The organism is Microbacterium sp. 8M, from assembly GCF_902506375.1.
Lineage (GTDB): Bacteria > Actinomycetota > Actinomycetes > Actinomycetales > Microbacteriaceae > Microbacterium.
In genome coordinates this window covers 259952-286328 of sequence record NZ_LR733284.1, presented here as the reverse complement: position 1 = coordinate 286328, position 26377 = coordinate 259952, and the positions used below count along the sequence as shown (strand labels likewise).

Here is a 26377-nt window from a genome sequence, read left to right as displayed (position 1 = left end):
TCCTCGCGCGAGCGTCCGCCGGACCCCGCCTCGGCGCAGGCCGGACCCGCTGCGCCGGCCGCTGGCCGAACCGCGCCGGCACGCGCCCGCGCCCGCACGAGACCGCGCCCGCGACCGCGCCGAAACAGGCGAACGCGTCGCAACAGGCACTGCGGATGCGGATCCGCCTGTTCTCGCGCGAGCGTCCGCCGGACCCCGCCGCGGCGCAGGCCGGACCGCGCCCGCGCCGAAACAGGCGAACACGTCGCAACAGGCACAGCGGATCCGCATCCACCTGTTCTCGCGTGATCGCCTGTCCTCACGTGATCGCCTGCACTCGAGCGATCCCCTGTCCTCGCGTGACGGCCTGTTCTCGCGCGAACGTCCGCCGCACCGGATCCCGGCGAGCGGAGGGCGAGCCGAAGAGCGGCCCCTACGCCCGCAGCACGAGCGCGGCCGCGCCGATGAGCGGGCCCTCGTCGCCGAGCCCCGAGCGCACCACGCGGGTGCGGCGGGAGTAGTCGTGCGCGGCGGTCGCCGAGAGCGCGGACTGCACGAGCTCGACGTAGTCGGCGGAGACCCGGGAGAAGCCTCCCCCGATCGCGACGACCTCCAGGTCCACCAGCGTCGACGCGTCGGCGAGAGCGGCGCCGACCGTGCGCGCGGAGCGCTCGATCGCGGCGCGTGCGATGGGGTCCCCGGCGGCGGCGTCCCGGGCGAGGTCCTCGCCCTGCGCGCCGGTCCAGCCCTGCGTGCGGGCCCAGGCCACGCTCGCCGGTCCCGACGCGACCTGCTCGACCGTGAGCTCGGGCGTCGCGTGCACCTGACCCAGGTGGCCGGCGTTGCCCGACGACCCGGGGAGGTACCGCCCGTCCACGACGAACCCTCCGCCGACCCCGGTCGACACCACGATCGACAGCGACGCCGCGGCGCCCCGCGTGGCACCCAGCCACGACTCGGCGAGCGCGAGGCAGCCGCCGTCGTGCGCCAGGACGGTCGGCACCGGCGCACCGAGCGCCGCGGCCGCGGCATCGCGCACCGCGCCCCGCAGGTCGAACCCACGCGCCTCCGGCATGTTCACGGGGCTGATCGTGCCCTGCTCGCGGTCGACTGGGCCGGCGCTGCCGATGCCCGCGCCGACGAGCTCGTCCTCGGGGCTGCGGCCGGCGACGGCGTGCGCCACGACCTCCTCGATCGCGGCGCTCAGCGAGGCGAACGTGGCGTCGGGCCCGGTCGGGCGGCGGCTGCGGGTGCCGTCGACGACGGTCCCGTCGGCGCGGACCAGGGCGGCCTCGAGCTTGGTGCCGCCCACGTCGACGGCGAGCGCGACGCGGCGGTCCTCGGAAGCGGATCCGGTCATGCGGCACTCCTCATCTCAGCGGATGGAACGGCGGGGGACAGCAGGCTCACGCGCCGGCGACGGATGCACGATCTCGCGACGGCTGCACGACCGGATCCGCGGACCGGCCCTGCAGGCGTCGCCAGATCCTGCAGGCGAAGCGCAAGGGGCGAGACAGCCGCGGTCACTGCGGGTCGAGCCCGAGGTCGTCGAGGTCGATCGCGGCGAGCCACTGCAGACCTGCCGCCTCGACCGCGGCCTGGGCGCCGGTCTTGCGGTCGACGATCGAGATCACGGCGACCGGCTCTGCGCCGGCGGCGCGGAGCACCTCGACGGCCTTGAGCGGGGAGCCGCCCGTGGTCGACGTGTCCTCGACGACGACCACGCGCTTGCCGGCGACGTCGGCGCCCTCGATCTGGCGGCCGCGGCCGTGGTCCTTGGGCTCCTTGCGCACCACGAACGCGTCGACCGGCTTCCCGGCGCGCACCGACTCGTGCATCACCGCGTTCGCGATCGGGTCGGCGCCCAGCGTGAGTCCGCCTACCGCGGCGATGCCGTCGAGACCCTGCATGAGATCCAGCACGATGCGGCCGATCGCCGGCGCGGCACGGTGGTCGAGCGTGAGGCGCCGCATGTCGACGTAGTAGCTCGCCTTCTTGCCGCTGGCCAGCGTGAAGTCGCCGTGGAACACCGCCTCGTCCTTGATGAGGGCGATGAGCGCCTGTCGGTCGGCTTCGAGTTCGGGGGTGCTGAGCGTCACGGCTCAAGTCTAGAGTTTCCGTATCCGTGCACACGAGGAGGATCCCGCATGCTCGACGTCGACACGTACGCCGCCCTCGCCCGGCTGAAGCCGGTGCCGCCGCTGGAGCTCTCCAGCCCCGACTTCGACCCGGACGGACCGCTGCCGGTGTGGGCGTGGTCCGAGTCCCGCGGGGGCGACGACCGCTCCCCCGGCCTGGTGTGGGGCGAGCCGCCGGCCGGCACGAAGAGCTTCGCCCTGTCCGTGTACGACCCCGACGCCCCGACCGGATCGGGTTTCTGGCACTGGGCGGTCGCCAACCTCCCCGCCGATGTGCGCTCGCTCCCCGCGGGTGCGGGCGACGGCGAGCCCGGCTCCCTGCCCGCGCAGGCGGTCACCCTGCCCAACGAGGCGCGCCTGCAGCGCTACATCGGGGCGGCCCCGCCCGCGGGCACGGGCGTGCACCGCTACGTCATCACGGTCGACGCGCTCGACATCGACGAGATCGACCTGCGTGGCGACGAGACGCCGGCGTATCTGGGCTTCAACAGGCACTTCCACGTGCTGGCGCGCGGGATCCTGGTCGGGACGGCGGATCCGGCCGAACGCTGACCGGATCCGGATCCGGAAAGCAGCCGGATCTCGCTTCTTTCGAGATGTGGAATCCAAGATTCACATTGTGATAATCTCCTCGTGAGAGGTAATCTCGACATCGAGATAAATCACGCCGAGGAGACGCCGATGTCCACGCACCGACAGACCGTCACGATCACGTACGAGACGGCTGCGCGCGCCGTGGCGCTGGCGCTCGAGATCGGCGCGGAGCGCGGCCTGCCCACGGTCGCCGCCGTGGCGGATCCGTCGATGACCCTCATCGCCTACGGCATGGCCGACGGGTCGACCCCGCACAGCGCCGACACCTCTCAGCGCAAGGCCTTCAGCAGCGCCTCGATCCGCCGCCGCACGGGGCAGATCCCTGCGGCTCTGGCCGCGACCCTGCCGCTCGGAACGGGCGGCACCATGACCACGATCGACGGGGGCGTGCCGATCTTCTTCGGCGAGCATCACGTCGGCGGGCTCGGCATCGCCGGCGGTCCACCCGCGCTCGACGCGGAGATCGCCCTGGAAACCCTGAAGCGCCTCGGCGCTCGCACAGAAGGAATGGAACTATGACCTCGTACCTCTCCCGCGCAGACCTGTCGGTCGCCGCGCCGATCGTCGAGTTCGCTGAAGCGTCGCTTGCCGATTCCGGTCGCGACGCCACGGCGTTCTGGGCGGGCGTGAGCGAGATCGTGCACGACCTGGTGCCGCGCAACGCCGCGCTGCTCGCCCGCCGCGATGAGCTGCAGCAGCAGATCGACGAGTACCACCGCCAGCACCCGGGACAGCCGGATCCTGCCGCGTACCGTGCGTTCCTCACCGAGATCGGCTATCTCGTGCCCGCTCCCGAACAGGTCGCCGTCACCACCGAGGACGTCGACCCGGAGATCGCGACGATGGCCGGCCCCCAGCTGGTCGTCCCCCTGCTGAACGCGCGCTTCGCCCTGAACGCCGCGAACGCCCGCTGGGGCTCGCTGTACGACGCCCTGTACGGCACCGACGCCATCGAGCGCACCGGCGAGCTGGCCCCGGGCAAGGAGTTCAACCCGAAGCGCGCCGCGGCGGTGGTCGCGTTCGGCCGCGAACTGCTCGACGAGATCGCCCCGCTCGTGGAGGGCTCGCACCGCGACGCCACCGGGTACCGCGTCGACGCTGGCGGCCTCGTCGTGGCGACCGCCGCAGGCGACCGCCGTCTCGCCGACCCTTCCGCCTTCGTCGGCTACACCGGCGAGGCCGATGCCCCGGCGACCGTGCTGCTGGTGCACCACGGCCTGCACGCGGAGATCCTCATCGACCGTGACGGCGCGATCGGCCGCACCGACGCTGCGGGCGTGCAGGACATCGTCCTGGAATCGGCGCTCACCGCGATCCTCGACCTCGAGGACTCCGTGGCCGCGGTCGACGGCGACGACAAGGCCCTCGGCTACCGCAACTGGCGCGGCTTCATGGACGGCACGCTCACCGAGAGCGTCACCAAGGGCGGCAAGACCTTCACGCGCGCGCTCAACCCCGACCGCACCTACCGCACCGCCGACGGCGGCGAGGTGACCCTGCCCGGCCGCGCTGTGCTGTTCGTCCGCAACGTCGGCCACCTCATGCGCACCCCCGCCGTGCTCGACCGCGACGGCGAGGAGGTCTTCGAGGGGATCCTGGACGCGATCATGACTGCGCTCGGATCCCTGCCAGAGCTGGAGGGCGCGAACAAGGGATCCAACTCGCGCACCGGATCCATGTACATCGTGAAGCCGAAGATGCACGGACCGGACGAGGTCGCTTTCGCCGTCGAGCTGTTCGGCCGGGTCGAGGAGCTGCTGGGCCTGCCCGCCCGCACCATGAAGGTTGGAATCATGGACGAGGAGCGCCGCACCTCGGCGAACCTCGCCGCCGCGATCGCCGCCGCGAGCGACCGGGTCGTGTTCATCAACACCGGGTTCCTCGACCGCACCGGCGACGAGATCCACACCTCGCTGCACGCGGGGCCGTTCCTGCCGAAGGCCGAGATCAAGGCGCAGCCGTTCATGAAGGCGTACGAGGACCGCAACGTCGCCATCGGCGTCGCGAGCGGCCTCAGCGGACGCGCGCAGATCGGCAAGGGCATGTGGGCCGAGCCCGACCTCATGCACGACATGCTGCAGAAGAAGCTCGCGCATCCGCTGTCCGGCGCGTCGACGGCCTGGGTCCCGTCGCCCACGGCCGCCACTCTGCACGCCCTGCACTATCACCAGGTCGATGCGTTCGCCGCGCGTGAGGCGCTGCCTCCCGTCGACGACAGCGCCCTGGAACGGCTGCTGGTGCCGCCGCTCGCGGATCCCGCTGCGCTCACGCCCGAGGTCGTCGCGACCGAGGTCGACAACAATGTGCAGTCGATCCTCGGCTACGTGGTGCGCTGGATCGACCAGGGCATCGGCGTCTCCAAGGTGCCGGACATCCACGACGTGGGCCTCATGGAGGACCGCGCCACGCTGCGCATCTCGAGCCAGCTGCTCGCGAACTGGCTGCAGCACGGCGTGATCACCGAGGAACAGGTGGACGACAGCCTGCGCCGCCTCGCGGTGGTCGTGGACGCGCAGAACGCCGGCGACCCGAACTACGAGCCGCTCGCCTTCGCCGAGGGTTCGGAGCCCGGGATCGCGTACACCGCGGCGCGCCGCCTGATCACCGAGGGGGCCGCACAGCCCAGCGGCTACACCGAGCCGCTGCTGCACGGCCTGCGTCGCGAGAAGAAGGCCGAGCAGGCCTGACCTGTCCCGTTTCGAAGCGCGCAAATGGCTCCATCCGCCCCTCGGATGGAGCCATTTGCGCGCTCTCAAAGGTGACCGCGGGCCGGTCAGGATCTGGCGTGCGCGTAGGCGGCACGCCAGATGCGGTCGAAGGCCTGGGGATCCAGGGCGCCTGCGCGATAGGCGGCGCTCGCGCCCTGGATCGAGTCGGCGATCGCGTCCAGCCTGCGCTGTGCGTCGCGGTCCTCGCCGTCCACCCTCAGCCCCGAGCTGCACGACGTGACCACGGCGGCCGCCCGGCGCACCCCGCGCGTGCGGCGCGCAAGGACGGCGCCGAGCGGAATCGCGGCCGCGGCGATCGCTGCCAACGCCCACAGCGGCGGGATGCCGGCCGCCGCGCAGCCGATCCAGAGGAGCAGTCCACCGCCGAACGCCAGGACGCCGTATCCGCGCGCGACGTCGGCCCGCCGCCGGTCGCGTTCGGAGGCGTCCGGGGAGTAGATGACGAGCGTGCTGGACACGACGCCGTAGCGACTGACCGAGCGCGACAGATAGCCCCAGTGCGGGCGCGCCCGCCGCCCGGCCGGCGGAACGGGCTGGCGCGGTGAAGGCGTGGATCGCTGTTCGATGACCATGGATCCACCCTGCGCCGCCACCGGCGCCCCCGACGCCGGTCCCCACGGAATCCGAACGGCTCCGAGCCGGATCCCTGCGTTTCCCGAACGCCTCCGCGGGCGACCATCGGTGTCCCCGCCCGCCCGTAGGCTGGATCCATGCGCCTGGCCACCTGGAACGTCAACTCCATCCGCACCCGCGTCGCCCGCACGGTCGAGTTCGCCGTGCGCGAGGACATCGACGTGCTCGCGATGCAGGAGATCAAGTGCAAGCCGGAGCAGTTCCCCTACGCGCCGTTCGAGGAGGCCGGCTACCACGTCGAGGTGCACGGCTTCAACCAGTGGAATGGTGTCGCGATCGCGAGCCGCGAGCCGATGACCGACGTGCGCACCGCGTTCGACGGCATGCCGGGCTTCGCCAAGGGCCACGAGGGACCGGACGCGCCGCAGGAGGCACGCGCGCTCGGCGCGATCGTGAACGGCGTGCGGGTGTGGAGCCTGTACGTGCCCAACGGGCGCGCGCTCGGCGATCCGCACCTCGATTACAAGCTGCACTGGCTCGACGCCCTGCGCACCGCGACCGAGGCCGAGCTCGCCGCCAAGCCCGACCTGCCGCTCGCCCTGGTCGGCGACTTCAACATCATCCCCTTCGACCACGACAACGGGGATCCGGACATCGTGGTCGGCCGCTCCACGCACGTCTCCCCCGAGGAGCGGGCTGCGTTCTTCGCGCTCGAGACGGCGGGCGTGCAGGACGTGGTGCGACCGCTGCTGCCCGAGGGCTACACCTATTGGGACTACCAGCGCCTGAAGTTCCCGCGCAACGAGGGGATCCGCATCGACTTCGTGCTGGGCTCCCCGGCGTTCGCCGACGCGGTCAAGGGCGCCTCCATCCACCGCGAGGAGCGCAAGGGCGAGCAGCCCAGCGACCACGTGCCGGTGGTCGTCGACCTCGATCTGGCCGGTGCCCCCGAGGACGACGATCTGCCGATGATCTTCGCCTGATGAGCACGGTCGCGGATCCGGCCGACGCCGCCCCACAGGGGTCGTTGAGCGAGGACGAGGAACCCGCCGCCCATCGGTCCCTGAGCGAGGAGCGCAGCGACGAGACGAAGGGCGCCCCGGCCCCTGAGCCTGTCCCCGCACCGGTCCGTGAGCCAGCCCCCGCCCCGGCCCCTGAGCCTGTCGAAGGGACGCTCGGTCGAGGGGCGCTCGCTTCGACAGGCTCCGCGACCGGATCCCGGATCCGCCTCATCGCCACCGACCTCGACGGCACCCTCCTCGACCCGTCCGGGCGCGTCACCAGCCGCACCCGCGCGGCGCTCGACGCGGCGCGCGCCGCCGGCACCGTCGTGGTCCCCGTCACCGCACGGCAGCCGATCGGGTTGCGCGCGATCGCGGCCGAGGCCGGCTTCGACGGCTGGGCGCTGTGCGGCAACGGCGCGTACGGGATCCACCTCGGCACACGGGAGCAGCTGTTCGCCTCGGAGATCGCCGTGCCGGTGCAGCAGCGGATCGCACAGGAGCTGGGCGAGCGGATCCCGGATCTGCTGTTCGCCAGCGTGCGCGAGGCCGGCGAGGTGTTCGTCGCGCAGGAGGGGTACGCCGAGGTCGCGACGCTCAGCGACCACAAGCGGGATCCGCGGACGATGGGCGCCGTGCCGCTCGCCGAGGTGCTGGGCGCGCCCAGCCTGAAGCTCGTGATCCGGCACCGCTCCCTGACGCCCGCGGAGATCTTCGCGGTGCTGGGCACCCTGGATCCGGCGGGCTTCGCCGCGACGCTCTCCGGCGCGCCCTTCGTGGAGGTCATGGCCGAAGGCGTCACCAAGGCCACGGGACTCGCGCAGCTCTGCGCGGCGCTCGGCATCGACCGCACCGAGGTGCTCGCCTTGGGCGATGCGCTGAACGACGTCGAGATGCTGCGCTGGGCCGGCCGCGGCATCGCGATGGCGAACGCCGAGCCCGAGGCGATTGCGGCGGCCGACGAGGTCACCGCATCGAACGCCGACGACGGCGTGGCGGCGGCGCTGGAGCGGATCCTGGCAGGCTGAACGCTCGCGGCGACCTCTGCGCGGGTCGCCTCGCGTCGTCACACGATGAGAGTCGATGCGACGAGATTCAGGGCGACGAGCACGTGCACGTTCTTCTGGACCAGCATGATCCCGGAGGGGATGCTCGTGATCAGTGTGCCGACCAGCAGCGCGATGAGTATCGCGAATGGGAAACGGAGGACGTCGGCGCTGATCATCCCCGCACCGAAGTACAGCCAGGAGGCGAGCAGCGCGGCGCTTGTCAGCAGTACCGTGCCGGGCGGGAACCATTCGCTCAGCCGGCGCTGCAGCATCCCGAACAGGAACCAGCGCCATACGACCGCCGCTGCCACCCAGCCGAGCGGCTCGAGAACGTCGACGCCGGGCCCCACACGGATGACGAGCACCACGACTGCGATCGGCACGAGCAAGTACAGCCACATCGCTCGCGAGTAGGCGAACAGTGCCCGCGCATCGTTCGGGTAGGCGAGCGTGAGAGCCAGGGCCATCCCCGCTGCGATGCACCCCTGGAACAGTAGCGCCTCTGTTTGCGCGAGCTCACCGCCAAACGAGGAGAGGGCCGGCGTCAGCTGCTGCGCGGCGACCCATGCAATCATCACCGCCGCGATGCGAAGCCACGGCTTTCTGGTGCGATTCCCGTCTGCCGAAGGGACGCTGCCGTGACCGACCCGGCTCAGCTCATCGCCTCGCGGTGCGGACATGTCACCCGCCGCTCTTCTGGTTGAAGCGTGCCTCGAGGGCGTGCACCGCCTTCTCCGTGAGGGCACTGCGAGGCAGGATCGAGGTCACGGGCGAAGACTTCGGCCGCAGCATCACGCTGTCGGCCGTGAGCCACATACGACTGTAGACATCGAGAGTGACCCGCGTGCTCCCGAGCGCTGCTGTTTGCCAGAGATGGTTGCCGTCGGATCCCGCTTCCACGACCGATCCGATCGGATATGAAGTGAGCACGGCCGTCCGCGGCCCCCTCCGCAGCCGGTAGAGGATCGCGCTCAACGACAGCCCGAGGAACACGACCGCGAGAACGAGCATCCAGTCCCCTGATCCCTCGGCGAAGGCGTGCCAGGTGCTGATCAACGCGATGAGAGCGACACCTCCTGCTACCCCGAGCAGGACCAGGATCAGCATCGCGTCCTCAGTCAGCCTGTTGCGCAGATCCGCAATGAGGCGCTCCTGAGTGTGCGCGTCGACGACGAGGCGACCCTGCGTCTCCGATCGTCCGTGATCGCTGAGCTCATCCGCGTGATCCATCTCGCGCTCCGTTTCTGAGTAGTCGTCCGCCGGCGCCGTACCGGCTACTTCAGCTCCAGCGAATCGAAGAACGCATCGTCGCGCTGTTCTCCGGTCTGCAAGAGCCCGAGTCCGTAACTGCGGTCGTCCGTGATCACCATCAGCGCCCATGCACCGGACCCGTTCATAGTCATGCGAGCTGCGAGTGCGCTTCCGCCCTTGACCGCCACCGGATGCGATTCGACCACGGTCGCCCCGCTTGCAGCCACTGCAGCTTGCAGGATCGACTGCACCGTCGCCGACTCGCCGACTTCCGGAAGGCTGTAAGCCCCATATTCCTTCTGCTTGTTGCTCCACTGGGCCAGGGTGGCCTTCACCGAGGCGCCCGGAACAGTCGACGATGTGACCGTCGGCTCCCCCGGGAACAGCACCCGATAACCGTCGCCCGAATACTCGACCCCCTGGGCAGCGGACACCGACTGATCCGCGTACTTCAACAGCATCGGGGTCGCCACAGACGCGCCGAGAGCGACGACCGCACCGAGAGCGAGGGTGAGGATGAGCTTCTTCTCCTTCCCTCTCCACCCGCCTCGAAACAGCACGTCCGTGAACGTCACGCCCTTCTCGGGCTGGAAATCCGTCATCTCACCCTCGTCTCAGCGGTCACCGATCGGACGATCACCGCCATCGCTCTCCCACCAACCAGCCCCTCGCACGGCAGGCTGAGCCGAGCCCAGTGCGGGATTCGACGCGACGCGAATCCCGCACCGATGATTCAGGCCCGCTGACGCCGCACGCGCGTGAGCACGACGCCGGCCACCAGCAGGACTGCGCCGAGGCCGACCACCCCGAGCGGAATCTCGGATCCCGTCGCAGCAAGCTGTGCGCTCGAGCCCGTCGAACCCGAAGCGCCCGCACCGGCCGCAGTTGAGCCGCTCCCCGAGCCGGACCCGTCCGATCCCCCCTGCGCAGGCGGCGCGGAAACGGTGAGGGGCGCGCTGCCGCTGAGGGTCGACATCGCACCTGTGAGCACGATCTGATGATCGCCGACAGGCGCATCCGTCGGGATCGTGACGGTCGTGTCCACGACGCCGTCACCGTTGGCTGCCACGGACGCGAGCACGACGGGCGTGGAGTGCAGCTCGATGCCCACCGGCTCACCGGGAACGAAGCCCGACCCGGTCACGTGCACCGACCCTCCGGGCTGGACGGCGGCGGTGGACAGCGTGACCTCCGCGCTGAGCGACGCGAGATCGAAGTCGACAGCCGTGGTGTCGCCCGAGCTCGAGACGACGACCGGCGTCGCGTCCGCGGCCGACGCGGCGTGCGAGTAGTACTGAGGCGCAACCGCCCACGCGAGTCCCTCAGTGGGCTCGACCCGAACCGTGTACGCGCCGGGACCGACCTTGATCGCATACGTCCCGTCGGCGTGGACATACGTCATCCCGACGTTCTGTCCGCCGGCCTCGGCGATCACAGCAAGGCTCGCGGAGCGTCCGCGCAGATCGGTCGAGCCATCGATGAGCACCGACCCCCGGATGGACACGGTCGCTTCAAGGCTCGCATCGATCCCTGTGACGTCCGAGCCGTCGACGACGGTGATGGGCGTGGCGTCCTGGGGATTCGCCGCACCGTCCCACCACTGCGGAGCAAGGTTCAGATACGGGTCGCTGAACGATGCCGTGTACTGACCTGCCGCGACCGCGGTGATCCGGTAGGCGCCCGTTTCATCCGTGGACGCGAAGAAGTAGCCGTTGTCGCCGCGCACGGTCACCGAAATGCCAGCCGCCGGCGATCCATCCGAGGCGCGGGTCACGGTCCCGCTGATCGTGCTGGTTCCGGCCGTCGGGGCGGCCGAGGCCGTTCCCACTCCGGCGAACATCAGCACCGCGGCCAGCAGTGCGGTCAATGCCGCCTTCCAGCCTCGGCGCATGGGCACACGTGCAGACATCCTGGTCCCCCCGACGGGTCAGCGGTCGCGCTCCTTCGTCGGACGCGGCCGGAGCCTGAGGATCAGGCGTCGATGCAATCTACCGTCACAGGGTTCTCTCAGGAAAGAGCAAATCGCAGGAATATCACCCAGACACATGGGGACAGCCGCACTCCCCAGAGTGCGGCTGTCCGTTCAACGTCCCCACGCGTTAGCAGGACTGTAGTTTCACCGCGCACCTGCGACCAGAGGGATCCGCAATATTCCGGTCACGAATGGGAAACGGACGCGGACTGCGGTCACATGGTGCCGGTCTGCACGTCACCCGGAGCCGGCGCATAGCGCAGCAGCAGCGTGCCGCCGTCGCCGGATTCGGCATGCAGCAGGTGCAGGTTGTGCGGAGCCGCGCCGTCGGGGAAGACCTTCTTGCCCTGGCCGAGCACGATCGGATACACCCACAGCTGCAGCACGTCGTAGAGCTGTTCGTCCAGCAGGGTGTGCACGAAGTCGACGCTGCCGATGACGTGCACGTCCTCGTGCCGCTCCCGCAGCGCGGCGAGTTCGGCCGGCAGATCCGCACCGACCCTGCTGCTGCCCTGCCAGTCGAGCTCGGTGTCGGCGTTCCGCGACGCCACGTACTTCGGCACCCGGTCGAACAGCTGCCCGATCGGCCCTTCTGGGCCCGTGGTGTGCTGCGGCCAGTAGCCCGCGAAGATGTCGTAGGTGCGGCGTCCGAGCAGCAGCGCGTCGAGGGTCTCCATCCCCGCCATGACGCTGCGCATGACGGCCTCGCTCGGCAGCGGCGCCTGCCAGCCGCCGAAGCGGAAGCCGTTGGAGGGATCCTCCTCGGGACCGCCCGGCGCCTGGGCGACGCCGTCGAGCGTGGTGAACAGGTCGATGATGATACGTCCGGTCATGATGTCTGCTCCTTGTTCGATGCGTTCCGGATCCGCCCTGCAGCGGCTCCCTATCCGCGAGACTGCAACTGTCCGCGAGACTGCAACTGAGCGACGAGACAGACGAATTCTGTTGCCGTCTCGTCGCGTGGTTGCAGTCTCGCGGTCACGGTAGGCCGGGCCCCTCGACAGGCTCAGGGACCGGCGGTGGTGCGTAGGCGGGGCCCTTCGACAGACTCAGGGACCGGCGGTGGGCGCCCGCTCGCGACGCTACGCCGCGATCGGGTCGATGTGGAAGGCCTGCGCGAAGGCGTCCAGGATCCGCTCCTCGCCGCGCGCGACCGCGACCAGATCCTGCGCGATCGCCTCGGCGGGGGTGACGTCGCCCGCGATGAGGTGCCGGATCCCGGGCCCGGCTACGACGACGGCCTCCGGTTCGCCGGCGGGGAGCACGCCCCCGATGGGCGGAGCAGGCGGGGCGAGCTGCGCCACCTGAAGCGCCGCGTCGCGGACGATCACCCGCAGGGCGACGTCGCCGACGTGCAGCTCGATGTCGAGGTCGCGGGCCTGATCCGGCCGGAACGAGGTGCGCAGCGCCATGGTGAGCGAGTCGGGCGTGACCACGTCGCCGTCGTCGGGGTCGCCCATCGCCTGGAAGCCCCAGCGCCCGAGCGCGAGCACGATCGGCTCGAGTGCACGCCCGTACGGCGTGAGCTCGTACACGAGCCCGCAGCTGCGCAGCGGCACGCGTCGCACCACCCCGCCGTCCTGCAACTCCTTGAGTCGTGACGACAGGATGTTCGTCGGGATCCGCGGAAGGCCCTGCTTCAGGTCGGTGTACCGGCGCGGACCGACGAGCAGGTCGCGCACGATGAGCAGCGCCCAGCGCTCCCCGATCAGCTCGACCGCGGTCGTCACGCCGCAGTACTGGCCGTAACTGCGCGCGGCCACGTCAGGCCCTCGCCTGCATCAGGCCCCGGCCGGCTGCACCGACGGCTCAGCCTCGGCGCCCTCCGCTGCGCCGCCGGCTTCGGCTGCGTCCTCCGGCACGGCGTACAGGAAGCCGAGCGAGTTGCCGTCGGGGTCGTCGAGGTCGCGCATGTACATGAAGCCGTAGTCCTGGGCGGGCTTCGGCTCGGCGCCGCCCGCGGCCACGCCCTTGGCGACGATCTCGTCCACCTCCTCGCGCGAGTCGCGGGAGAAGTTGATCGACACCTGCGCCGCCGCGGCCGGATCCACGATCGGCTTGTCGGTGAAGGTCGCGAAGAACTCGCGCGTGATCAGCATGAGGAGGACGTTCTCCTGCGCGACGAAGCAGGTGCCGTTCTCGTCGGAGAACTCGGGGCGGATCGGGAAGCCGAGCGCGGTGTAGAAGGTCTTCGCGCGCTCGAGATCCGAGGTGGGCAGGCTGATGAAGACGTCGGTCATGATGACTCCTTTGTCCCGGGATCCTGGGCGGCCCCGATGGATCCAGCTTGCTTTTAACAAGCAAGCTTGTCAAGAGCAAGTAACGATCCAGACAGGAGGGGTCCGCCGTGCGGGGGATGCCGGCGGCCGGCCGCCGGTCCTACGGTGGAAGGATGCCGTTCACCCGCACGCCCTCGCCGCGCGAGCTCCGGCAGGATGTGCTCCTCGCGGCGATCCTCTTCGTCGGCGGGATCCTCAGCGCCGCACTGTCGTCGATCGCGAAGGTCTACGGCGCAGAGCAGGCCCCGCTGTGGACGGCGATCCCGTACGTCGCCGTGTTCTCCGCGGCTCTCGCCGTGCGCCGCCGCCGGCCCGCGGTCGTGGCCGTCGTGGTGTCGCTCGCGTTCGTCGTGGCCACCACGCTGCGCGTGCCCGAGATCTACGGCGGCAACATCGCGATGTTCATCGCCCTCTACACGGTGGGTGCCTGGACGGACTCCCGCCGCAGGGCGTTCTTCGTGCGCGCGGGCATCATGCTCGTGATGGCGGCGTGGCTCGTCATCGAGATGTACCGCCAGGCGATCGAGCAGGCCGCGAAGGCCGATGTCAGCGCCGGGATGTTCTCGCCCCTCGTGGCGTTCCTCATGCTGCAGGTGCTGCTGAATGTGCTGTACTTCGGCGGCGCCTACTACTTCGGCGAGCGCAGCTGGAACGCCGCCCGCCAACGCGCCGCGCTCGAGCAGCGCACCGCCGAGCTCGAGCATGAGCGCGCCCTGAGCGCCGCCCAGGCCGTCGCCCTCGATCGGGTGCGCATCGCCCGCGAGCTGCACGATGTGGTCGCGCACCACGTCTCCGTCATGGGCGTGCAGGCGGGAGCGGCCCGGATGATGATCCCGCAGGATCCCGAGGCCGCCACCGGGATCGTCGCCGGCATCGAGGACTCCGCCCGCGACGCGATCCGCGATCTCCACCAGCTGCTCGACACGCTGCGTGCGCCCGGCGACAGCGAGGAGGCCGCCTCCACGGTCGACGTCGACGACATCGCCGAACTCGCCGAGGCCAGCACGGCAGCCGGCCTGCCCACGCGCCTGCAGGTGATCGGCGACCCGTTTCCGCTGCCGCCCGTGACCGCCGTGAACCTGTACCGCATCGCTCAGGAGTCGCTCACGAACGCGCGGCGGCACGCAGGCCCCGACGCGGAGGCGGATGTGCGGATCCGGTACGAGCCGGGATCCGTCGAACTAGAGGTCGTCAACACGGGCCGGCTGGTCACCGGGCTGCGCCCCGGGCTCGGCCAGCTCGGCATGCGCGAGCGGGCGACCGCGTCGGGCGGGACGATCGAGCTCGTCCCGCGCCCCGCCGGCGGATTCCGCGTGCGCACGACGCTGCCCGTCCCGTCATCCGCCCCGGAAGCGCCGAGAGAACGGAGGGAGACCGCATGACCGCGCCGATCCGCGTGCTGCTCGTCGACGACCACGCCATGCTCCGAGCCGGATTCCGCACCATCCTCGACCTGCAGCCCGACATCGCCGTCGTCGGCGAGGCGGCGACCGGATCCGAGGCCGTGGCGCTCGCGGGATCCCTGCTGCCCGACGTGATCACCATGGACGTGCAGATGCCCGACATGGACGGGATCGAGGCGACGCGGCGGATCCGCGCGGACGATCGGATCCGCGCATCCATCGCGATCGTGACGACGTTCGACCGTGACGACTACCTTTTCGACGCCCTCGACGCCGGGGCGAGCGGATTCCTGCTCAAGAACGCCGGCCCGGAGGAGCTCGTGGCCGCCGTGCGGGCGCTGGCCGCGGGCGACGGCATGCTCGCTCCCGAGGTGACCCGGCGCGTGCTGCAGCGCTTCGCCGCCGTGCCGGCGCCTGAGCCCGTCGGAGGCACGCACGCCTCCGGATCGGTCCCTGAGCCCGTCGAAGGGACCCTGTCTGCCTCGGGCGCTTCGACGAGCTCAGCGTCCGGGTCTGCCCTGCCGGCCCTGCCCAGCGTCGCCCTGCCCAGCGCCGCACTGCCGGAGCCGCTGACCGACCGCGAGTCCGAGGTGCTGCGCCTGGTCGCCGAGGCCTGGAGCAACGCCGAGATCGCGGCCGAGCTGTTCATCGGCGAGGCGACGGTGAAGACGCACGTGTCGCGGATCCTGCAGAAGCTCGGCGCGCGCGACCGCGTGCAGGCGGTCGTGCTCGCGCACCGGCTCGGCCTCGCCTGAGCCTTCGGGCGTGCCAGCTCCTCAGGCCCGCCCGTCGCCACGGCACCCCCGGCCGGCCGCACGCGATGCGCCCGATAGCCTCTCCTCATGGCCGAAACCGCGAGCCCGCCGATCCCCCGCACGCCGCTGTCCCGCCCGATCATGGCCGGAGTGGTCACCGCGCTCGTCGGGTTCACGAGCTCGTTCGCGGTCGTGCTCACCGGCCTCGCCGCCGTCGGAGCGACCCACGCGCAGGCCGCGAGCGGGCTGCTCGCCCTCAGCCTCACGATGGGGATCGCGTGCATCGTGCTCGCCTGGCGCTACCGCATGCCCATCACCTCCGCCTGGTCCACGCCCGGCGCGGCGCTGCTCGCAGCCACCGGGGCGGCGGGCGGCGGTGCGGCAGGCGCGGGCGGCGCGATCGACGGAGGGTGGCCGGCGGCGGTCGGGGCGTTCCTCATCACGGCAGGCCTGATCCTGCTCACGGCCCTCGTGCCGCAACTCGGATCCCTCATCGCCGCGATCCCGCCCTCCATCGCCCAGGCGATGCTCGCCGGCGTGCTGCTCCCGCTCTGCCTCGCCCCGGTAGCGGGGCTCGCGAAGAACCCGTGGGGTGTGATCCCCGTCGTCCTGACCTGGCTGGTGTTCGCTCGGCTGGCTCCGCGCTGGGCGGTGCCGCTGGCGTTCCTCACGGCGACCGTGGTGATCGTCGTGGGGATCGCGACCGGCGCCTCGACCAGCTCAGGGGCGGGGACCGGCTCGGGGACCGTCGTGGATCCCGCCGTGCTGCTGCCGCGCGTCGAGCTGACCATGCCGACGTTCACGATCGGATCCCTGGTCGGCATCGCCCTGCCGCTGTTCATCGTGACGATGGCGTCGCAGAACGTGCCCGGCGTGGCCGTGATGCGCAGCTTCGGCTACGAGGTGCCGTGGCGCCCCGCGATGCTCGTGACCGGGCTCGGCAGCGCCCTCGGCGCCCCTGCCGGCGGACACGCGATCAACCTCGCCGCGATCAGCGCCGCCCTCGCCGCCGCACCGGACGCCGAACCGGATCCGAAGCGCCGATGGATCGCCGGCGTCTCCACCGGGGTGTCCTACCTGGTGCTCGGCGTGTTCTCGGCCGCGTTCGCCGCGCTCGTGGTGCTGGCGCCGGTCGCCGTCATCCCGGCGGTCGCCGGGCTCGCCCTGTTCGGGGCGTTCGGATCGGCGGTGCAACAGGCGATCGACGACCCCGGCGAGCGCACCCCGGCCGTCGTCACCTTCCTCGTCGCCGCGAGCGGGATGGCGTTCTGGGGCGTGAGCGCCGCGTTCTGGGCGCTCCTCGCCGGCCTGCTCGTGCGCGGCGCGCTGCACCTCGGCAGGCGCTGAGCGGACGCCGGGCCGGTCGTCGGAAAACGGCGGAGGGGTTCCGCGTGTCGCGCCTCCGCAGGCTGAGACACGCCGTTGCCGCACATGGCCTCCTCCGTTTTCCGACCGGCTCCCCCGCGCGCCGGATCGCAGCGTCGCCGAGCATCCGCCCCCGGGGGGATGCCCCCGCGGCATCGCGCTGAATACGGTGAAGGCATGCGCCGCACCGAGCGAACGCCGCACCGAGCGAACGTCGTACTGAGCGAACGGAGTGAGACGAAGTGACCACCGTGCTTCCCGAGAGCAGGATCGGGACATCCGGCCTGCTGGAGCTGCAGGGCCTCACCAAGAGCTACGGATCCCGGCGCGTGCTCGACGACGTCTCGTTCCATGTCGCGCCCGGCCGGCTCACCGGCTTCGTCGGCGGCAACGGGGCGGGCAAGACCACGACCATGCGGATCGTGCTGGGCGTGCTCGGCGCGGACGCCGGCACGGTGCGGCTCGGCGGGCACGATGTGGGCGCCGCCGACCGCCGCCGCTTCGGCTACATGCCCGAGGAGCGGGGCCTCTACCCCAAGATGAAGGTGCTCGAGCAGGTGGCCTACCTCGCCCGGCTGCACGGCTTCGCCAAGGCCGATGCCACCGCACGCGCCGAGGCGCTGCTCGCCGAACTCGGCCTCGGCGAGCGCCTGCACGACACGATCGAGTCACTCTCCCTCGGCAACCAGCAGCGGGCGCAGATCGCCGCCGCGCTCGTGCACGACCCCGAGGTGCTCATCCTCGACGAGCCCTTCTCCGGACTGGATCCGCTCGCCGTCGACGTGGTCGCCGGCGTACTGCAGTCGCGAGCGGCGCAGGGTGCGTCGATCCTGTTCTCCTCGCACCAGCTCGACGTCGTGGAGCGGCTGTGCGACGACCTCGTGATCATCGCCGGCGGCACGATCCGCGCGGCCGGCTCCCGCGAGGAGCTGCGCGCCCAGCACTCCGCCCCGCGCTACGAGCTCGTCTCCGACGCCGATGCCGGCTGGATCCGGTCCGAACCGGGCATCACGGTCGTCGACTTCGAGCGCGGCACGGCCGTCTTCGACGCGGACACCCCGGCCGACGCTCAGCGTGTGCTGCGCACCGCCCTCGACCACGGCGCCGTGCACGCCTTCACGCCGCAGCATCCGTCCCTCGCCCAGATCTTCAAGGAGGTCATCCAGTGAGCACCGCGACCGCGCCGAGCACGAGCGCCCTCTCGACCGGCAACGGCATCCTCCTCGTCGCCGAGCGCGAGATCGGATCCAAGCTGCGCAGCAAGGCCTTCCTGATCTCGACCGGGATCCTGCTGCTCATCGCCCTCGCCGGCGTGCTGATCGGCGGGTTCATGAGCAAGAACACCTCCGACACGAAGATCGCGGTGACCGCCGAGACCGCGCAGGCGGTGCACGGTCTGCCCGGGCTGAAGCCGACGGAGGTGGCCGACGCGACCGCCGCCGAGCGGCTCGTGCGGGACGGGACGGTCGAGGCCGCGCTCGTCCCCGACCCCGGCGACGCCCCGTTCGGCTACAAAGTCGTCGTGCTCAAGGACACCCCGAGCAGCCTGGAGGCCCTGCTCGCCAAGACGCCGAAGGTCACGGTCCTCGAGCCGGACACGACCAACCCGCTGCTGCGCTATCTGGTGGCGATCGGCTTCGGCGTGGTGTTCCTGATGGCGGCATCGACGTTCGGCGCGACCATGGCGCAGAGCGTCGTGGAGGAGAAGTCCACGCGCGTCGTGGAGCTGCTGCTCGCGGCGATCCCGGCCCGGGTGCTGCTGGCGGGCAAGGTGCTCGGCAACACCGTGCTGGCCATGGCGCAGATCCTCGCACTCGCGGCGATCGCGGTGGTCGGCCTCATCGTCACCGGGCAGAACACGGTGCTGGAGGGGCTCGGGGCGCCCCTGGTGTGGTTCGCCGTGTTCTTCCTGTTCGGGTTCGTGCTGCTGGCATCGCTGTTCGCCGCAGCGGCCGCCCTCGTGTCGCGGCAGGAGGACATCGGATCCACGACCATGCCGATCACGATGCTCGTGATGGCGCCCTACATCCTCGTGATCATCTTCAACGACAACCCCGTGGTGATGACGATCCTGTCGTACGTGCCGTTCTCGGCGCCGGTGGCGATGCCGGTGCGGCTGTTCGTCGGCGAGGCGCAGTGGTGGGAGCCGCTGCTGTCGCTCGTGATCCTGCTCGCGACCTGCGTGGCCGCCATCCTCGTCGCCGCGAAGATCTACGAGAACTCGCTGCTGCGCATGGGCGCGCGGGTGAAGCTCGCGGAGGCGCTCTCAGGACGCTGAGCGATCCTGGACGCCGCAACCACAGCCGCGAGACTGCAACCGAGCGACGAGACTGCACCACTCTGCTGCAGTCTCGTCGCGGGGTTGCAGTCTCGCGGACGCGGGAGGGCGATGACGGATCCGGATCCAGGCATCCGGGAATATTCACGCGCATGGATCGTTGAGGTCTTGCAGGCGGACGACGGGGTCCGACATCCGAACCATCGACCCGAAAGGCCTCATCGCATGAGCACGCCTGCCATCGACCGCACCGCAGTCACCGACGCCCCGATCCTCGACGTCCTCGCCGAGCGCTGGAGCACCCGCATCTTCGACACCACCGCCGCCATCGACGAGGACGCCCTCGCCAGCGCGCTCGAGGCCGCCCGCTGGGCTCCGACCGCCGTGAACTTCCAGCCCTGGCGCGCGATCGTGGCTCGCCGCGGGTCCGCGTCGCACGCGAAGGTCGTCGCCACCCTGGCCGGCTTCAACAGCACCTGGGCCGCCGACGCCGCGGCTCTCGTCGTGTTCATCGCCGAGACCACCCGTGACGGGGAGCCCATGGCCTGGGCGCTCTACGACACCGGCCAGGCCGCCGCGCACTTCACCGTGCAGGCGCACGCCAACGGCCTTTCCACCCACCAGATGGGCGGCTTCGACCGCGACGCCCTCGCCGCGGCGTTCGACCTGAGCAGCGACTTCACCCCGATCTCGGTCATGGCCGTCGGTGAGCTCGGCGACATCCGCACGGCGAGCGAGGAGCTGCAGCAGCGCGAGAACGCGCCGCGCACCCGCCGCCCGATCGCCGAGACCGTCATCGTCAACGACTGATCACTCGGATCCGAACGCCCTCTCCGCTCACGGAGGGGGCGTTCGTCGTTCCCCGCCAAGCACCGCACGGGCCGCAGCCGCAGCCGTCAGCGCTTGCGGGGGCGCCCCGAGGCGAGTGCGTCGGCGGCGCGGATCAGGGAGAGGTGCGAGAACGCCTGCGGGGTGTTGCCGGCGTGGCGGCGGCCGACCGGGTCGTACTCCTCGCTGAGCATGCCGACGTCGTTGCGCAGCCCGCACAGGCGGTCCATCAGCTCCTGCGCCTCGCCCCGCCGGCCCGTCGCGGCGTACTGCTCGACGAGCCAGAACGAGCACGCGAGGAACGTGTGCTCGTCGCCGGGCAGCCCGTCGACCCCGGTCCCGGTGCGGTACCGGTTCACGAGCCCGTCGTGGATCAGGGTCTGCTCGATGCGCTCGACGGTCGCGAGCATCCGCGGGTCGTCGGGGGCGCAGAAGCCGGTGCGCGGGATGAGCAGCAGCGAGGCGTCGACCTCGTCCGTGGCGCGGTGCTGGACGAACCAGCCGTGGTGTACGCCGAGCTCGTCGATCTCCGCCCGCAGCCGGTCGCGCACCTGCCTCCAGCGCTCGACGGGTCCGCTGGCCCCCTCCTCCTCGACCGCGCGCACACCGCGATCGAACGCCGCCCAGAGCATCACCCGGGAGTGCGTGAAGAACTGCGGATCCCCGCGGATCTCCCACATGCCGTTGTCGGGCCGGTCCAGCAGCTCCTCGACGTGCCCCAGCAGCAGACGCTGCAGCGACCACGACCGTGTGGACTCGGCGAGCCCCGCACGGCGCGCCGCGGCGAGCGTCACCATCACCTCGCCGATCACGTCGGCCTGGTACTGGCGGGCGGCGTCGTTGCCGATCCGCACAGGCACGGATCCCTCGTAGCCCGGCAGCGAGGGCATCACGCGTTCGATGAGCTCCCGCTCGCCCGCGAGCCCGTACATGATCTGCACGTCGGCGGGATCCCCGGCGACCGCACGCACGAGCCAGTCCCGCCATGCGCGCGCCTCGTCGGCGAGCCCGTGCGCGAGCAGCGCCTCGAGCGTCAGCGCGGCGTCGCGCAGCCACACGTAGCGATAGTCCCAGTTGCGCACCCCGCCGAAGTCCTCGGGCAGCGAAGTGGTCGCCGCCGCCGCGATGCCGCCGGTGTCGCGGTTCGTGAGCGCCCGCAGGATCAGCAGCGACCGCCGCACCGCGTCCTGGTGGGGACCGGTGTGCGCGATGCCGGACGCCCAGTCCCGCCACCAGCCCGTGGTGCGGCGCAGCGAGTCGTCGACGTCGAAGCGCTCCGGCGTACGACGGTACGACGGGAACCAGGTGAGCACGAGGTCGACCGTGTCGCCCTCCGCCACCGCGATCTCGCCCGTATGACTGTGACCGGCGGGCCGCAGCGCCGCCCCGCGGACCACGACCGCATCGGGTCCCGCCGTCGCCGTGATCTCCGGAGCCGGCGCGGTGCCGGTCTGGTGGATCCAGGGCATGGCGCGGGCGTAGTCGAACCGGATCCGCAGTTCCTGCACGAACCGCACCGTGCCGCGGATCCCCGAGATGCGGCGCACCACGTCGGTGCGCTCGCCCGGCGCGGTCTCCGCCATGCCCGCGGACTCCTGCTCGTGCGGACCCTGTTCGGGCGGATCCTGTTCGGACGGATCGTGTTCGGACGGATCCTGTTCGGTCCGGTCCTGCTTCGCGGGCTCCGGCGCGGGCTGACCCGTGCCCGGCCGGTCGGGACCGCTCGGGACGATCGGCATCCACTCGCGCACCTCTGCGACGCCGCCGGCCGTCTCCCAGCGCGTGACGAGGCAGAACGTGTCCTCGTCGTAGCGGCGGGTCGCGGTCGCCTCGGGGTCGTCCGGGCGCAGGCTCCAGTGCCCCTGCTCCCGTCCGCCGAGCAGCGCGCCGAACAGCGAGGCGGAATCCAGTCGCGGGGCGCAGAGCCAGTCCACGCTGCCGGCGCGCGACACGAGCGCCGCCGTGCGGCCGTCGCTCAGCAGCGCATAGTCCTCGATCGGGGGGTTGGGCACCTCCGCAGTCTCGCATCGTCCGCACCGTCACGGACCCTTCGACAGGCTCAGGGACCGCAACCGTGCGCGGCACGGACCCTTCGACAGGCCCAGGGACCGCAACCGTGCGCGGCGCGTCAAGATCCGGGACGGATCCGCATTCGGAACGTATCGTGGGCGCATGACCACCCCGACGACGCTGCTCATCCTCGGTGCTTCCGGCGACCTCACGTCGCGCCTGCTCCTGCCCGCGATCGCCCAGCTGCTGCGCCGGCAGCCCGACCGCGCGCTCGTGCTGCGCGGCGCCGGATCCGACGACTGGTCGGACGAACGCTGGCAGGAGGCCGTGCGCACGGCGTTCGCCACGGTCGACGCCGAGGACCAGCTGCCCCGGATCGCCGGCACCACTTATACGAAGGCCGACGTCACCGACAAGGATGCCCTGGCCGGGCTCATCGCCGGCATCGAGGGATCCCTCGTCATCTACTTCGCGCTTCCCCCCGCGGTCACCGAGGCCGCATGCGAGGAGCTCGTCGACATCCCGCTGCCGGCCGGCACCGTGCTGGCGCTGGAGAAGCCGTTCGGCAGCGATGAGAAGAGCGCGGCCGCGCTGAACGCCCTCGTCACGCGGATCGTGCCGGAGAACCAGGTGTTCCGCGTCGACCACTTCCTGGGCCGGTCGACGATCCTCAACATCATGGGCGTGCGGTTCGCGAACCGCCTCGTGGAACCGGTGTGGTCGGCCGATCACGTGGAGTCCGTGCTGGTGCGCTACGACGAGGCGCTCGCGCTGGAGAACCGGGCGCGCTACTACGACAAGGCGGGCGCGCTGGTCGACATGATCCAGAGCCACCTGCTGCAGGTGCTCGCGATCCTCGCGATGGAGCAGCCCGCGGATCTGGACGAGATCGACCTGCGCGACGCGATGGCCGCCGCGCTCCGGGCCACCCGGATCGTCGACGGCGACCCTGTCCGATCCACCCGCCGCGCCCGGTACACCGCCGGTACGATCGGTGACCGGTCGATCCCCTCGTACACCGACGAGCAGGGCGTCGACCCCTCCCGCAACACCGAGACGCTCGCGGAGATCACCTGCGAAGTCGACACCGCGCGCTGGGCGGGTGTTCCGTTCACGCTGCGCAGCGGCAAGGCGCTCGGCGAGCGCTGCGCGGAGATCGTGGTCACGTTCCGGCCGGTGCGGCACATCCCCGGCGGACTCACGGGGCGGCCGAACGACGGCGGGGTGCTGCGCTTCTCCCTCGGACCCGACCGGATCGAGCTGGAGCTGAACGTGAACGGCGGCGACGATCCGTTCGCCCTGCGCCGCGACGTGCTGTCCACCGAGCTGGGCAAGGGCACGCTGCTCGCCTACACCGAGGTGCTCAGCGAGATCCTGGACGGCGACGTGGCGCTCTCGGTGCGCGGCGACGCCGCTGAGCAGTGCTGGCGCATCATCCAGCCGGCCCTGGACGCCTGGAGGTCGGGGGCCGTGCCGATGGACGAGTACGCGGCCGGATCGCGCGGCCCGGAGGACTGGGCCACCTCCTGCGTTCCGCAGACCGCGTCCTGACGGGGGCGCGCGGGCGTCCTTCGTCTCGCTGCGCTCGCTCAGGAACCGGGGAACGCTGCGGTCGCTCAGGAACCGGGGAACGCTGCGCTCGCTCAGGAACCCGGGGACGCTGCGCGCGCTCAGGAACCGGGGAGGGCAGGCGGCGAAGGCAGATCCGCAGCACGGCGCCGACGGGAATGACGGATCCCGCCCATCGGATCGGCGGATCCGCCCGACCGACCCTACGATCGGCGCATGACCGCGCTCCCCCGCCGCGTCCGTATCGGCTACGCCCTGTGCGGCATCTCGTCGGGCACCTACGGCACCGTGCCGGGCCTCATCCTGATGCCGTTCCTCACAGACCTCCTCGGCGTGCAGGCGGCGATCGCCGGCATGATCGTCTTCGCCCCGAAGGCATGGGACTTCTTCCTCAACCCGATCGCCGGCCGGCTCAGCGACCGCTCCCGCAACACGCGCGACCGCCGGCGTCCGTTCATGCTGCGCGCCGGGATCCTGCTCGCCCTCGCCTTCTCCGCGATGTTCTTCGGTCCGACGGCCCCACCGGTCGCGGCCGCACTGTGGGTGCTCGTGGCGTTCCTCGCCTCGGCCACGGTCTACGCGTTCTTCCAGGTGCCGTATCTCGCGATGTCGGCCGAGATCACCGACGACTACACCGAGCGCACGCGGATGATCAGCTGGCGCGTGATCGTCTTCACGCTCGCCATCCTGGTCTCCGGCGCGGCGGCCCCGGCCCTCGTCGAGGCCTTCGGCGGCGTGACCGGCTACCGGATCATGGCGCTCGCCATGGCGGTGCTCATCCTCGTAGGCACCGCGGGCGTCTGGTTCGGCACCCGCTCGGTGCCGCTGACGCGTGGCGAGCAGGCCGAGGGGCGGCTGTTCGCCCAGCTCGCGATCGTGCTGCGGGACGCGGACGCGCGCACGCTCATCGTCGCCTTCGTCCTGCAGGCGGTCGCGATCGGCATGGTGCTCGGCGGCGTCGTGTACGTGGCGCGGCACGTCGTGCACGATCCATCGGTCGCCACCTACAGCTTCGTGTGCTTCGTCGCCCCCGCGATCGTGCTCACGCCCGCATGGAGCCGGCTCGGATCCCGGATCGGCAAGAGGTCGGGGTTCGTGGTCGCCACCGTCACGATGGCAGCCGGCCTGGTCGCGCTGGTGGCCGCACGCGCGGGCGACGCGGTGCCGCTGCTCGTCGCCTCCGGGGTGGTCGGCGTCGGCTACGCGGGTGCGCAGCTGTTCCCGCTGGCGATGCTCCCCGACCTCGCCGCCGAGGACGCCCGGCGCAGTGGCACCAACCGGATCGGGATGATCTCGGGGATGTGGTCGGGGTTCGAGCTGCTCGGCTACGCCCTGGGACCCGCCCTGCTCGGGCTCGTGCTGACGCTCGGCGGCTACCGCCCCGGCACCGGCGACACGACAGTGCAGTCCGACAGCGCGCAGTGGGCGATCGTGCTCGGGGTGTCGATCGTGCCGGCCGCGCTCTGCCTGGTCAGCCTGATCCCGCTGTCGCGCTACCGCCTGGACGGCCGCCTGCGCGCGGAGGCGGCACGGGCGTCCGCCGACCTGCCCTGATCGGGTCCCGTCACCACCGCGGAGGGATACGGGCGATCGACCGGCCGAACGCGTCGAGCTCGTGCCCGTTGCGCTTGACCGTGCGCAGCACGGTCCAGCGGTCGACGATCTCGACGTCCGGCCCCCAGGACCGCTCGATCGCGGGCAGGGCCGTGAGCGACCGCGCCCGCACGCATGCGAACAGGGGCGCCGGGCCCACCGCCACCCCGGCGCGGTGCGCTTCGGGCAGCCGCGCCGCGCGCGCTGCGGCCGACTCGGGGTCTGTGGAGCGCGCCCAGAGCACGGCGCCCCGGCGGTAGCCCGCCGCGGGCATCGCCAGGTCGCAGCCGAAACGCAGCAACCCCGCCGCGGTCGCCCGCTCCACGGCGCGGCGCGCGGTCGCCTCGGACACGCCGAGGCGCACGGCGAGCGCCGCCGACGGCATGCGAGGATCCTCGTCCAGCACGTCGGCGATCTCCGCGACGATGTGCGGCTTGGGCGGCCGGGGCGCGTCGGCCGCGGACGGACGGGCGCCGCGGGGCGCGGGACGGAGGAGGCGCTGCTGCGTGGCGGAGAGCACGGGCAGCCGCCACGTGGAGTCCTCCGCGGACACGCTCGCGGCGACGTCCATCCGCAGCACCGCGGCGTCGGTCTCGAGGGCGCGCACCCGCTCCCCCAGCTGCGCCAGCCCCTCGGAGGCGGCGACGAGCAGCAGGAGCCCCGCCGAGGTCTCGTCGACGCCGAGCACCCAGGGCCGCCGGACGGCCGCGGCCTGCGCATCGGTGGTGATCCCGGGATGCACCAGCACGAGGGCGAGGTCGGTGCTGGACGCCCAGCGCTCCGCCGTGGGCCACGCGGTGAGCCAGGCCAGGCCCTCGTCGTTCAGAGCGCTCCAGTGCCGCACCACCGTGGCGGCGTCCACGCCGACCGCGGCGGCGATGCGGGTCCAGGGCGCCCGCGCGTCGAGCTGCAGGGCATGCACCACGGCGAGGTCGATCTCGTCCAGGGGCCGGGGATCCGTCGCGTCCATGTGACGAAGACTACGCAGGATGCCGAGCTGAATGGCGTTTC

At 71.5% G+C, this 26377-nt stretch carries 25 protein-coding genes; 13 read left to right on the top strand and 12 right to left on the bottom strand.

Annotated features, from left to right (window positions below; all coding sequences use genetic code 11):
* Positions 1–412: 412 nt before the first annotated feature.
* Both AERO9AM_RS01310 and pyrE read right to left on the bottom strand, forming a co-directional pair.
* The gene (locus AERO9AM_RS01310) at positions 413–1339 is read right to left on the bottom strand and encodes an ROK family protein (protein ID WP_159574538.1); all 927 of its coding nucleotides are present in this window, start codon (positions 1337–1339) and stop codon (positions 413–415) included.
* Positions 1340–1502: 163 nt separating this feature from the next.
* On the bottom strand, positions 1503–2078 hold the full coding sequence (gene pyrE / locus AERO9AM_RS01305) for an orotate phosphoribosyltransferase (RefSeq protein ID WP_159574537.1): 576 nt from the start codon (positions 2076–2078) through the stop codon (positions 1503–1505).
* 48 nt (positions 2079–2126) lie between these two features.
* Here pyrE and AERO9AM_RS01300 point away from each other — a divergent pair, with 48 nt between their 5' ends.
* The 3 genes from AERO9AM_RS01300 to AERO9AM_RS01290 all read left to right on the top strand — a co-directional run bounded on the left by AERO9AM_RS01300 (position 2127) and on the right by AERO9AM_RS01290 (position 5398).
* The gene (locus AERO9AM_RS01300; protein WP_159574536.1) at positions 2127–2669 is read left to right on the top strand and encodes a YbhB/YbcL family Raf kinase inhibitor-like protein; all 543 of its coding nucleotides are present in this window, start codon (positions 2127–2129) and stop codon (positions 2667–2669) included.
* A 129-nt stretch (positions 2670–2798) separates the two neighbouring features.
* Positions 2799–3230 carry a GlcG/HbpS family heme-binding protein gene (locus tag AERO9AM_RS01295; RefSeq protein ID WP_159574535.1) on the top strand — a complete coding sequence of 144 codons (432 nt, stop codon included), beginning with the start codon at positions 2799–2801 and terminating at the stop codon, positions 3228–3230.
* Entirely contained in the window at positions 3227–5398 is a 2172-nt protein-coding gene (locus tag AERO9AM_RS01290; RefSeq protein ID WP_159574534.1) for a malate synthase G, read from the top strand. Before AERO9AM_RS01295 ends, AERO9AM_RS01290 begins: the two co-directional genes overlap by 4 nt.
* Positions 5399–5484: 86 nt before the next feature.
* Here the strand turns inward: AERO9AM_RS01290 and AERO9AM_RS01285 are convergent, their stop codons facing one another.
* A complete protein-coding gene (locus AERO9AM_RS01285) occupies positions 5485–6012 on the bottom strand; it encodes a DUF6611 family protein (protein WP_159574533.1) in 528 nt (175 codons plus the stop codon).
* A gap of 138 nt (positions 6013–6150) precedes the next feature.
* Between AERO9AM_RS01285 and AERO9AM_RS01280 the strand changes: the two genes are divergently transcribed.
* Complete coding sequence (locus tag AERO9AM_RS01280) at positions 6151–6996, top strand: exodeoxyribonuclease III (protein ID WP_159574532.1); 846 nt, start codon at positions 6151–6153, stop codon at positions 6994–6996.
* Positions 6996–8042, top strand: coding sequence for an HAD family hydrolase (locus AERO9AM_RS01275; protein ID WP_159574531.1), 1047 nt, complete (start codon positions 6996–6998; stop codon positions 8040–8042). Before AERO9AM_RS01280 ends, AERO9AM_RS01275 begins: the two co-directional genes overlap by 1 nt.
* A 38-nt stretch (positions 8043–8080) precedes the next feature.
* Here AERO9AM_RS01275 and AERO9AM_RS01270 read toward each other — a convergent pair whose 3' ends face one another.
* From AERO9AM_RS01270 to AERO9AM_RS01240, 7 genes are all read right to left on the bottom strand, one after another.
* Positions 8081–8641: a hypothetical protein gene (locus AERO9AM_RS01270; protein WP_159574530.1), complete on the bottom strand. Its 561-nt coding sequence runs from the start codon at positions 8639–8641 to the stop codon at positions 8081–8083.
* A 103-nt stretch (positions 8642–8744) separates the two neighbouring features.
* Positions 8745–9293, bottom strand: a complete 549-nt coding sequence (locus tag AERO9AM_RS01265) for a hypothetical protein (protein ID WP_159574529.1) — start codon at positions 9291–9293, stop codon at positions 8745–8747.
* Positions 9294–9337: 44 nt separating this feature from the next.
* A complete protein-coding gene (locus tag AERO9AM_RS01260; RefSeq protein WP_159574528.1) occupies positions 9338–9916 on the bottom strand; it encodes a hypothetical protein in 579 nt (192 codons plus the stop codon).
* Between the two features lie 131 nt (positions 9917–10047).
* Entirely contained in the window at positions 10048–11223 is a 1176-nt protein-coding gene (locus AERO9AM_RS01255; protein WP_236602440.1) for a carboxypeptidase regulatory-like domain-containing protein, read from the bottom strand.
* Positions 11224–11501: 278 nt separating this feature from the next.
* Positions 11502–12119 (bottom strand): dihydrofolate reductase family protein, encoded by a 618-nt coding sequence (locus AERO9AM_RS01250; protein ID WP_159574526.1) that lies wholly within the window; start codon positions 12117–12119, stop codon positions 11502–11504.
* 249 nt (positions 12120–12368) lie between these two features.
* On the bottom strand, positions 12369–13049 hold the full coding sequence (locus AERO9AM_RS01245; protein WP_159574525.1) for a winged helix-turn-helix transcriptional regulator: 681 nt from the start codon (positions 13047–13049) through the stop codon (positions 12369–12371).
* A gap of 18 nt (positions 13050–13067) precedes the next feature.
* The gene (locus tag AERO9AM_RS01240; protein WP_201298547.1) at positions 13068–13526 is read right to left on the bottom strand and encodes a VOC family protein; all 459 of its coding nucleotides are present in this window, start codon (positions 13524–13526) and stop codon (positions 13068–13070) included.
* 152 nt (positions 13527–13678) lie between these two features.
* On the opposite strand from AERO9AM_RS01240, the gene AERO9AM_RS01235 reads away from it, so the two are divergent.
* The 6 genes from AERO9AM_RS01235 to AERO9AM_RS01210 all read left to right on the top strand — a co-directional run bounded on the left by AERO9AM_RS01235 (position 13679) and on the right by AERO9AM_RS01210 (position 20176).
* Positions 13679–14947 carry a sensor histidine kinase gene (locus AERO9AM_RS01235; protein ID WP_159574524.1) on the top strand — a complete coding sequence of 423 codons (1269 nt, stop codon included), beginning with the start codon at positions 13679–13681 and terminating at the stop codon, positions 14945–14947.
* On the top strand, positions 14944–15723 hold the full coding sequence (locus tag AERO9AM_RS01230) for a response regulator (RefSeq protein WP_159574523.1): 780 nt from the start codon (positions 14944–14946) through the stop codon (positions 15721–15723). Before AERO9AM_RS01235 ends, AERO9AM_RS01230 begins: the two co-directional genes overlap by 4 nt.
* A gap of 87 nt (positions 15724–15810) precedes the next feature.
* Positions 15811–17070 (top strand): benzoate/H(+) symporter BenE family transporter, encoded by a 1260-nt coding sequence (locus AERO9AM_RS01225; RefSeq protein WP_159574522.1) that lies wholly within the window; start codon positions 15811–15813, stop codon positions 17068–17070.
* 302 nt (positions 17071–17372) lie between these two features.
* Positions 17373–18257, top strand: a complete 885-nt coding sequence (locus tag AERO9AM_RS01220) for an ABC transporter ATP-binding protein (RefSeq protein WP_159577295.1) — start codon at positions 17373–17375, stop codon at positions 18255–18257.
* Positions 18254–19366: an ABC transporter permease gene (locus AERO9AM_RS01215; RefSeq protein WP_159574521.1), complete on the top strand. Its 1113-nt coding sequence runs from the start codon at positions 18254–18256 to the stop codon at positions 19364–19366. Before AERO9AM_RS01220 ends, AERO9AM_RS01215 begins: the two co-directional genes overlap by 4 nt.
* A gap of 225 nt (positions 19367–19591) precedes the next feature.
* The gene (locus tag AERO9AM_RS01210; protein ID WP_159574520.1) at positions 19592–20176 is read left to right on the top strand and encodes a nitroreductase family protein; all 585 of its coding nucleotides are present in this window, start codon (positions 19592–19594) and stop codon (positions 20174–20176) included.
* Between the two features lie 86 nt (positions 20177–20262).
* Here AERO9AM_RS01210 and AERO9AM_RS01205 read toward each other — a convergent pair whose 3' ends face one another.
* Complete coding sequence (locus AERO9AM_RS01205; protein ID WP_236602439.1) at positions 20263–22206, bottom strand: glycoside hydrolase family 15 protein; 1944 nt, start codon at positions 22204–22206, stop codon at positions 20263–20265.
* Between the two features lie 160 nt (positions 22207–22366).
* On the opposite strand from AERO9AM_RS01205, the gene AERO9AM_RS01200 reads away from it, so the two are divergent.
* A complete protein-coding gene (locus tag AERO9AM_RS01200; protein WP_159574519.1) occupies positions 22367–23755 on the top strand; it encodes a glucose-6-phosphate dehydrogenase in 1389 nt (462 codons plus the stop codon).
* A 234-nt stretch (positions 23756–23989) separates the two neighbouring features.
* Positions 23990–25327: an MFS transporter gene (locus AERO9AM_RS01195; protein WP_159574518.1), complete on the top strand. Its 1338-nt coding sequence runs from the start codon at positions 23990–23992 to the stop codon at positions 25325–25327.
* A gap of 10 nt (positions 25328–25337) precedes the next feature.
* Here AERO9AM_RS01195 and AERO9AM_RS01190 read toward each other — a convergent pair whose 3' ends face one another.
* A complete protein-coding gene (locus tag AERO9AM_RS01190) occupies positions 25338–26336 on the bottom strand; it encodes an AsnC family transcriptional regulator (protein ID WP_159574517.1) in 999 nt (332 codons plus the stop codon).
* Positions 26337–26377 lie beyond the last annotated feature (41 nt).

Coding starts and splice junctions, on each gene's coding strand:
- AERO9AM_RS01225 (WP_159574522.1), top strand. CDS start 15,811: ATGGCCGAAACCGCGAGCCCGCCGATCCCCCGCACGCCGCTGTCCCGC.
- AERO9AM_RS01275 (WP_159574531.1), top strand. CDS start 6,996: ATGAGCACGGTCGCGGATCCGGCCGACGCCGCCCCACAGGGGTCGTTG.
- AERO9AM_RS01285 (WP_159574533.1), bottom strand. CDS start 6,012: ATGGTCATCGAACAGCGATCCACGCCTTCACCGCGCCAGCCCGTTCCG.
- AERO9AM_RS01195 (WP_159574518.1), top strand. CDS start 23,990: ATGACCGCGCTCCCCCGCCGCGTCCGTATCGGCTACGCCCTGTGCGGC.
- AERO9AM_RS01235 (WP_159574524.1), top strand. CDS start 13,679: ATGCCGTTCACCCGCACGCCCTCGCCGCGCGAGCTCCGGCAGGATGTG.
- AERO9AM_RS01265 (WP_159574529.1), bottom strand. CDS start 9,293: ATGGATCACGCGGATGAGCTCAGCGATCACGGACGATCGGAGACGCAG.
- AERO9AM_RS01295 (WP_159574535.1), top strand. CDS start 2,799: ATGTCCACGCACCGACAGACCGTCACGATCACGTACGAGACGGCTGCG.
- AERO9AM_RS01300 (WP_159574536.1), top strand. CDS start 2,127: ATGCTCGACGTCGACACGTACGCCGCCCTCGCCCGGCTGAAGCCGGTG.
- AERO9AM_RS01190 (WP_159574517.1), bottom strand. CDS start 26,336: ATGGACGCGACGGATCCCCGGCCCCTGGACGAGATCGACCTCGCCGTG.
- AERO9AM_RS01260 (WP_159574528.1), bottom strand. CDS start 9,916: ATGACGGATTTCCAGCCCGAGAAGGGCGTGACGTTCACGGACGTGCTG.
- AERO9AM_RS01280 (WP_159574532.1), top strand. CDS start 6,151: ATGCGCCTGGCCACCTGGAACGTCAACTCCATCCGCACCCGCGTCGCC.
- AERO9AM_RS01230 (WP_159574523.1), top strand. CDS start 14,944: ATGACCGCGCCGATCCGCGTGCTGCTCGTCGACGACCACGCCATGCTC.
- AERO9AM_RS01200 (WP_159574519.1), top strand. CDS start 22,367: ATGACCACCCCGACGACGCTGCTCATCCTCGGTGCTTCCGGCGACCTC.
- AERO9AM_RS01240 (WP_201298547.1), bottom strand. CDS start 13,526: ATGACCGACGTCTTCATCAGCCTGCCCACCTCGGATCTCGAGCGCGCG.
- AERO9AM_RS01250 (WP_159574526.1), bottom strand. CDS start 12,119: ATGACCGGACGTATCATCATCGACCTGTTCACCACGCTCGACGGCGTC.
- AERO9AM_RS01290 (WP_159574534.1), top strand. CDS start 3,227: ATGACCTCGTACCTCTCCCGCGCAGACCTGTCGGTCGCCGCGCCGATC.
- AERO9AM_RS01310 (WP_159574538.1), bottom strand. CDS start 1,339: ATGACCGGATCCGCTTCCGAGGACCGCCGCGTCGCGCTCGCCGTCGAC.
- AERO9AM_RS01210 (WP_159574520.1), top strand. CDS start 19,592: ATGAGCACGCCTGCCATCGACCGCACCGCAGTCACCGACGCCCCGATC.
- AERO9AM_RS01255 (WP_236602440.1), bottom strand. CDS start 11,223: ATGTCTGCACGTGTGCCCATGCGCCGAGGCTGGAAGGCGGCATTGACC.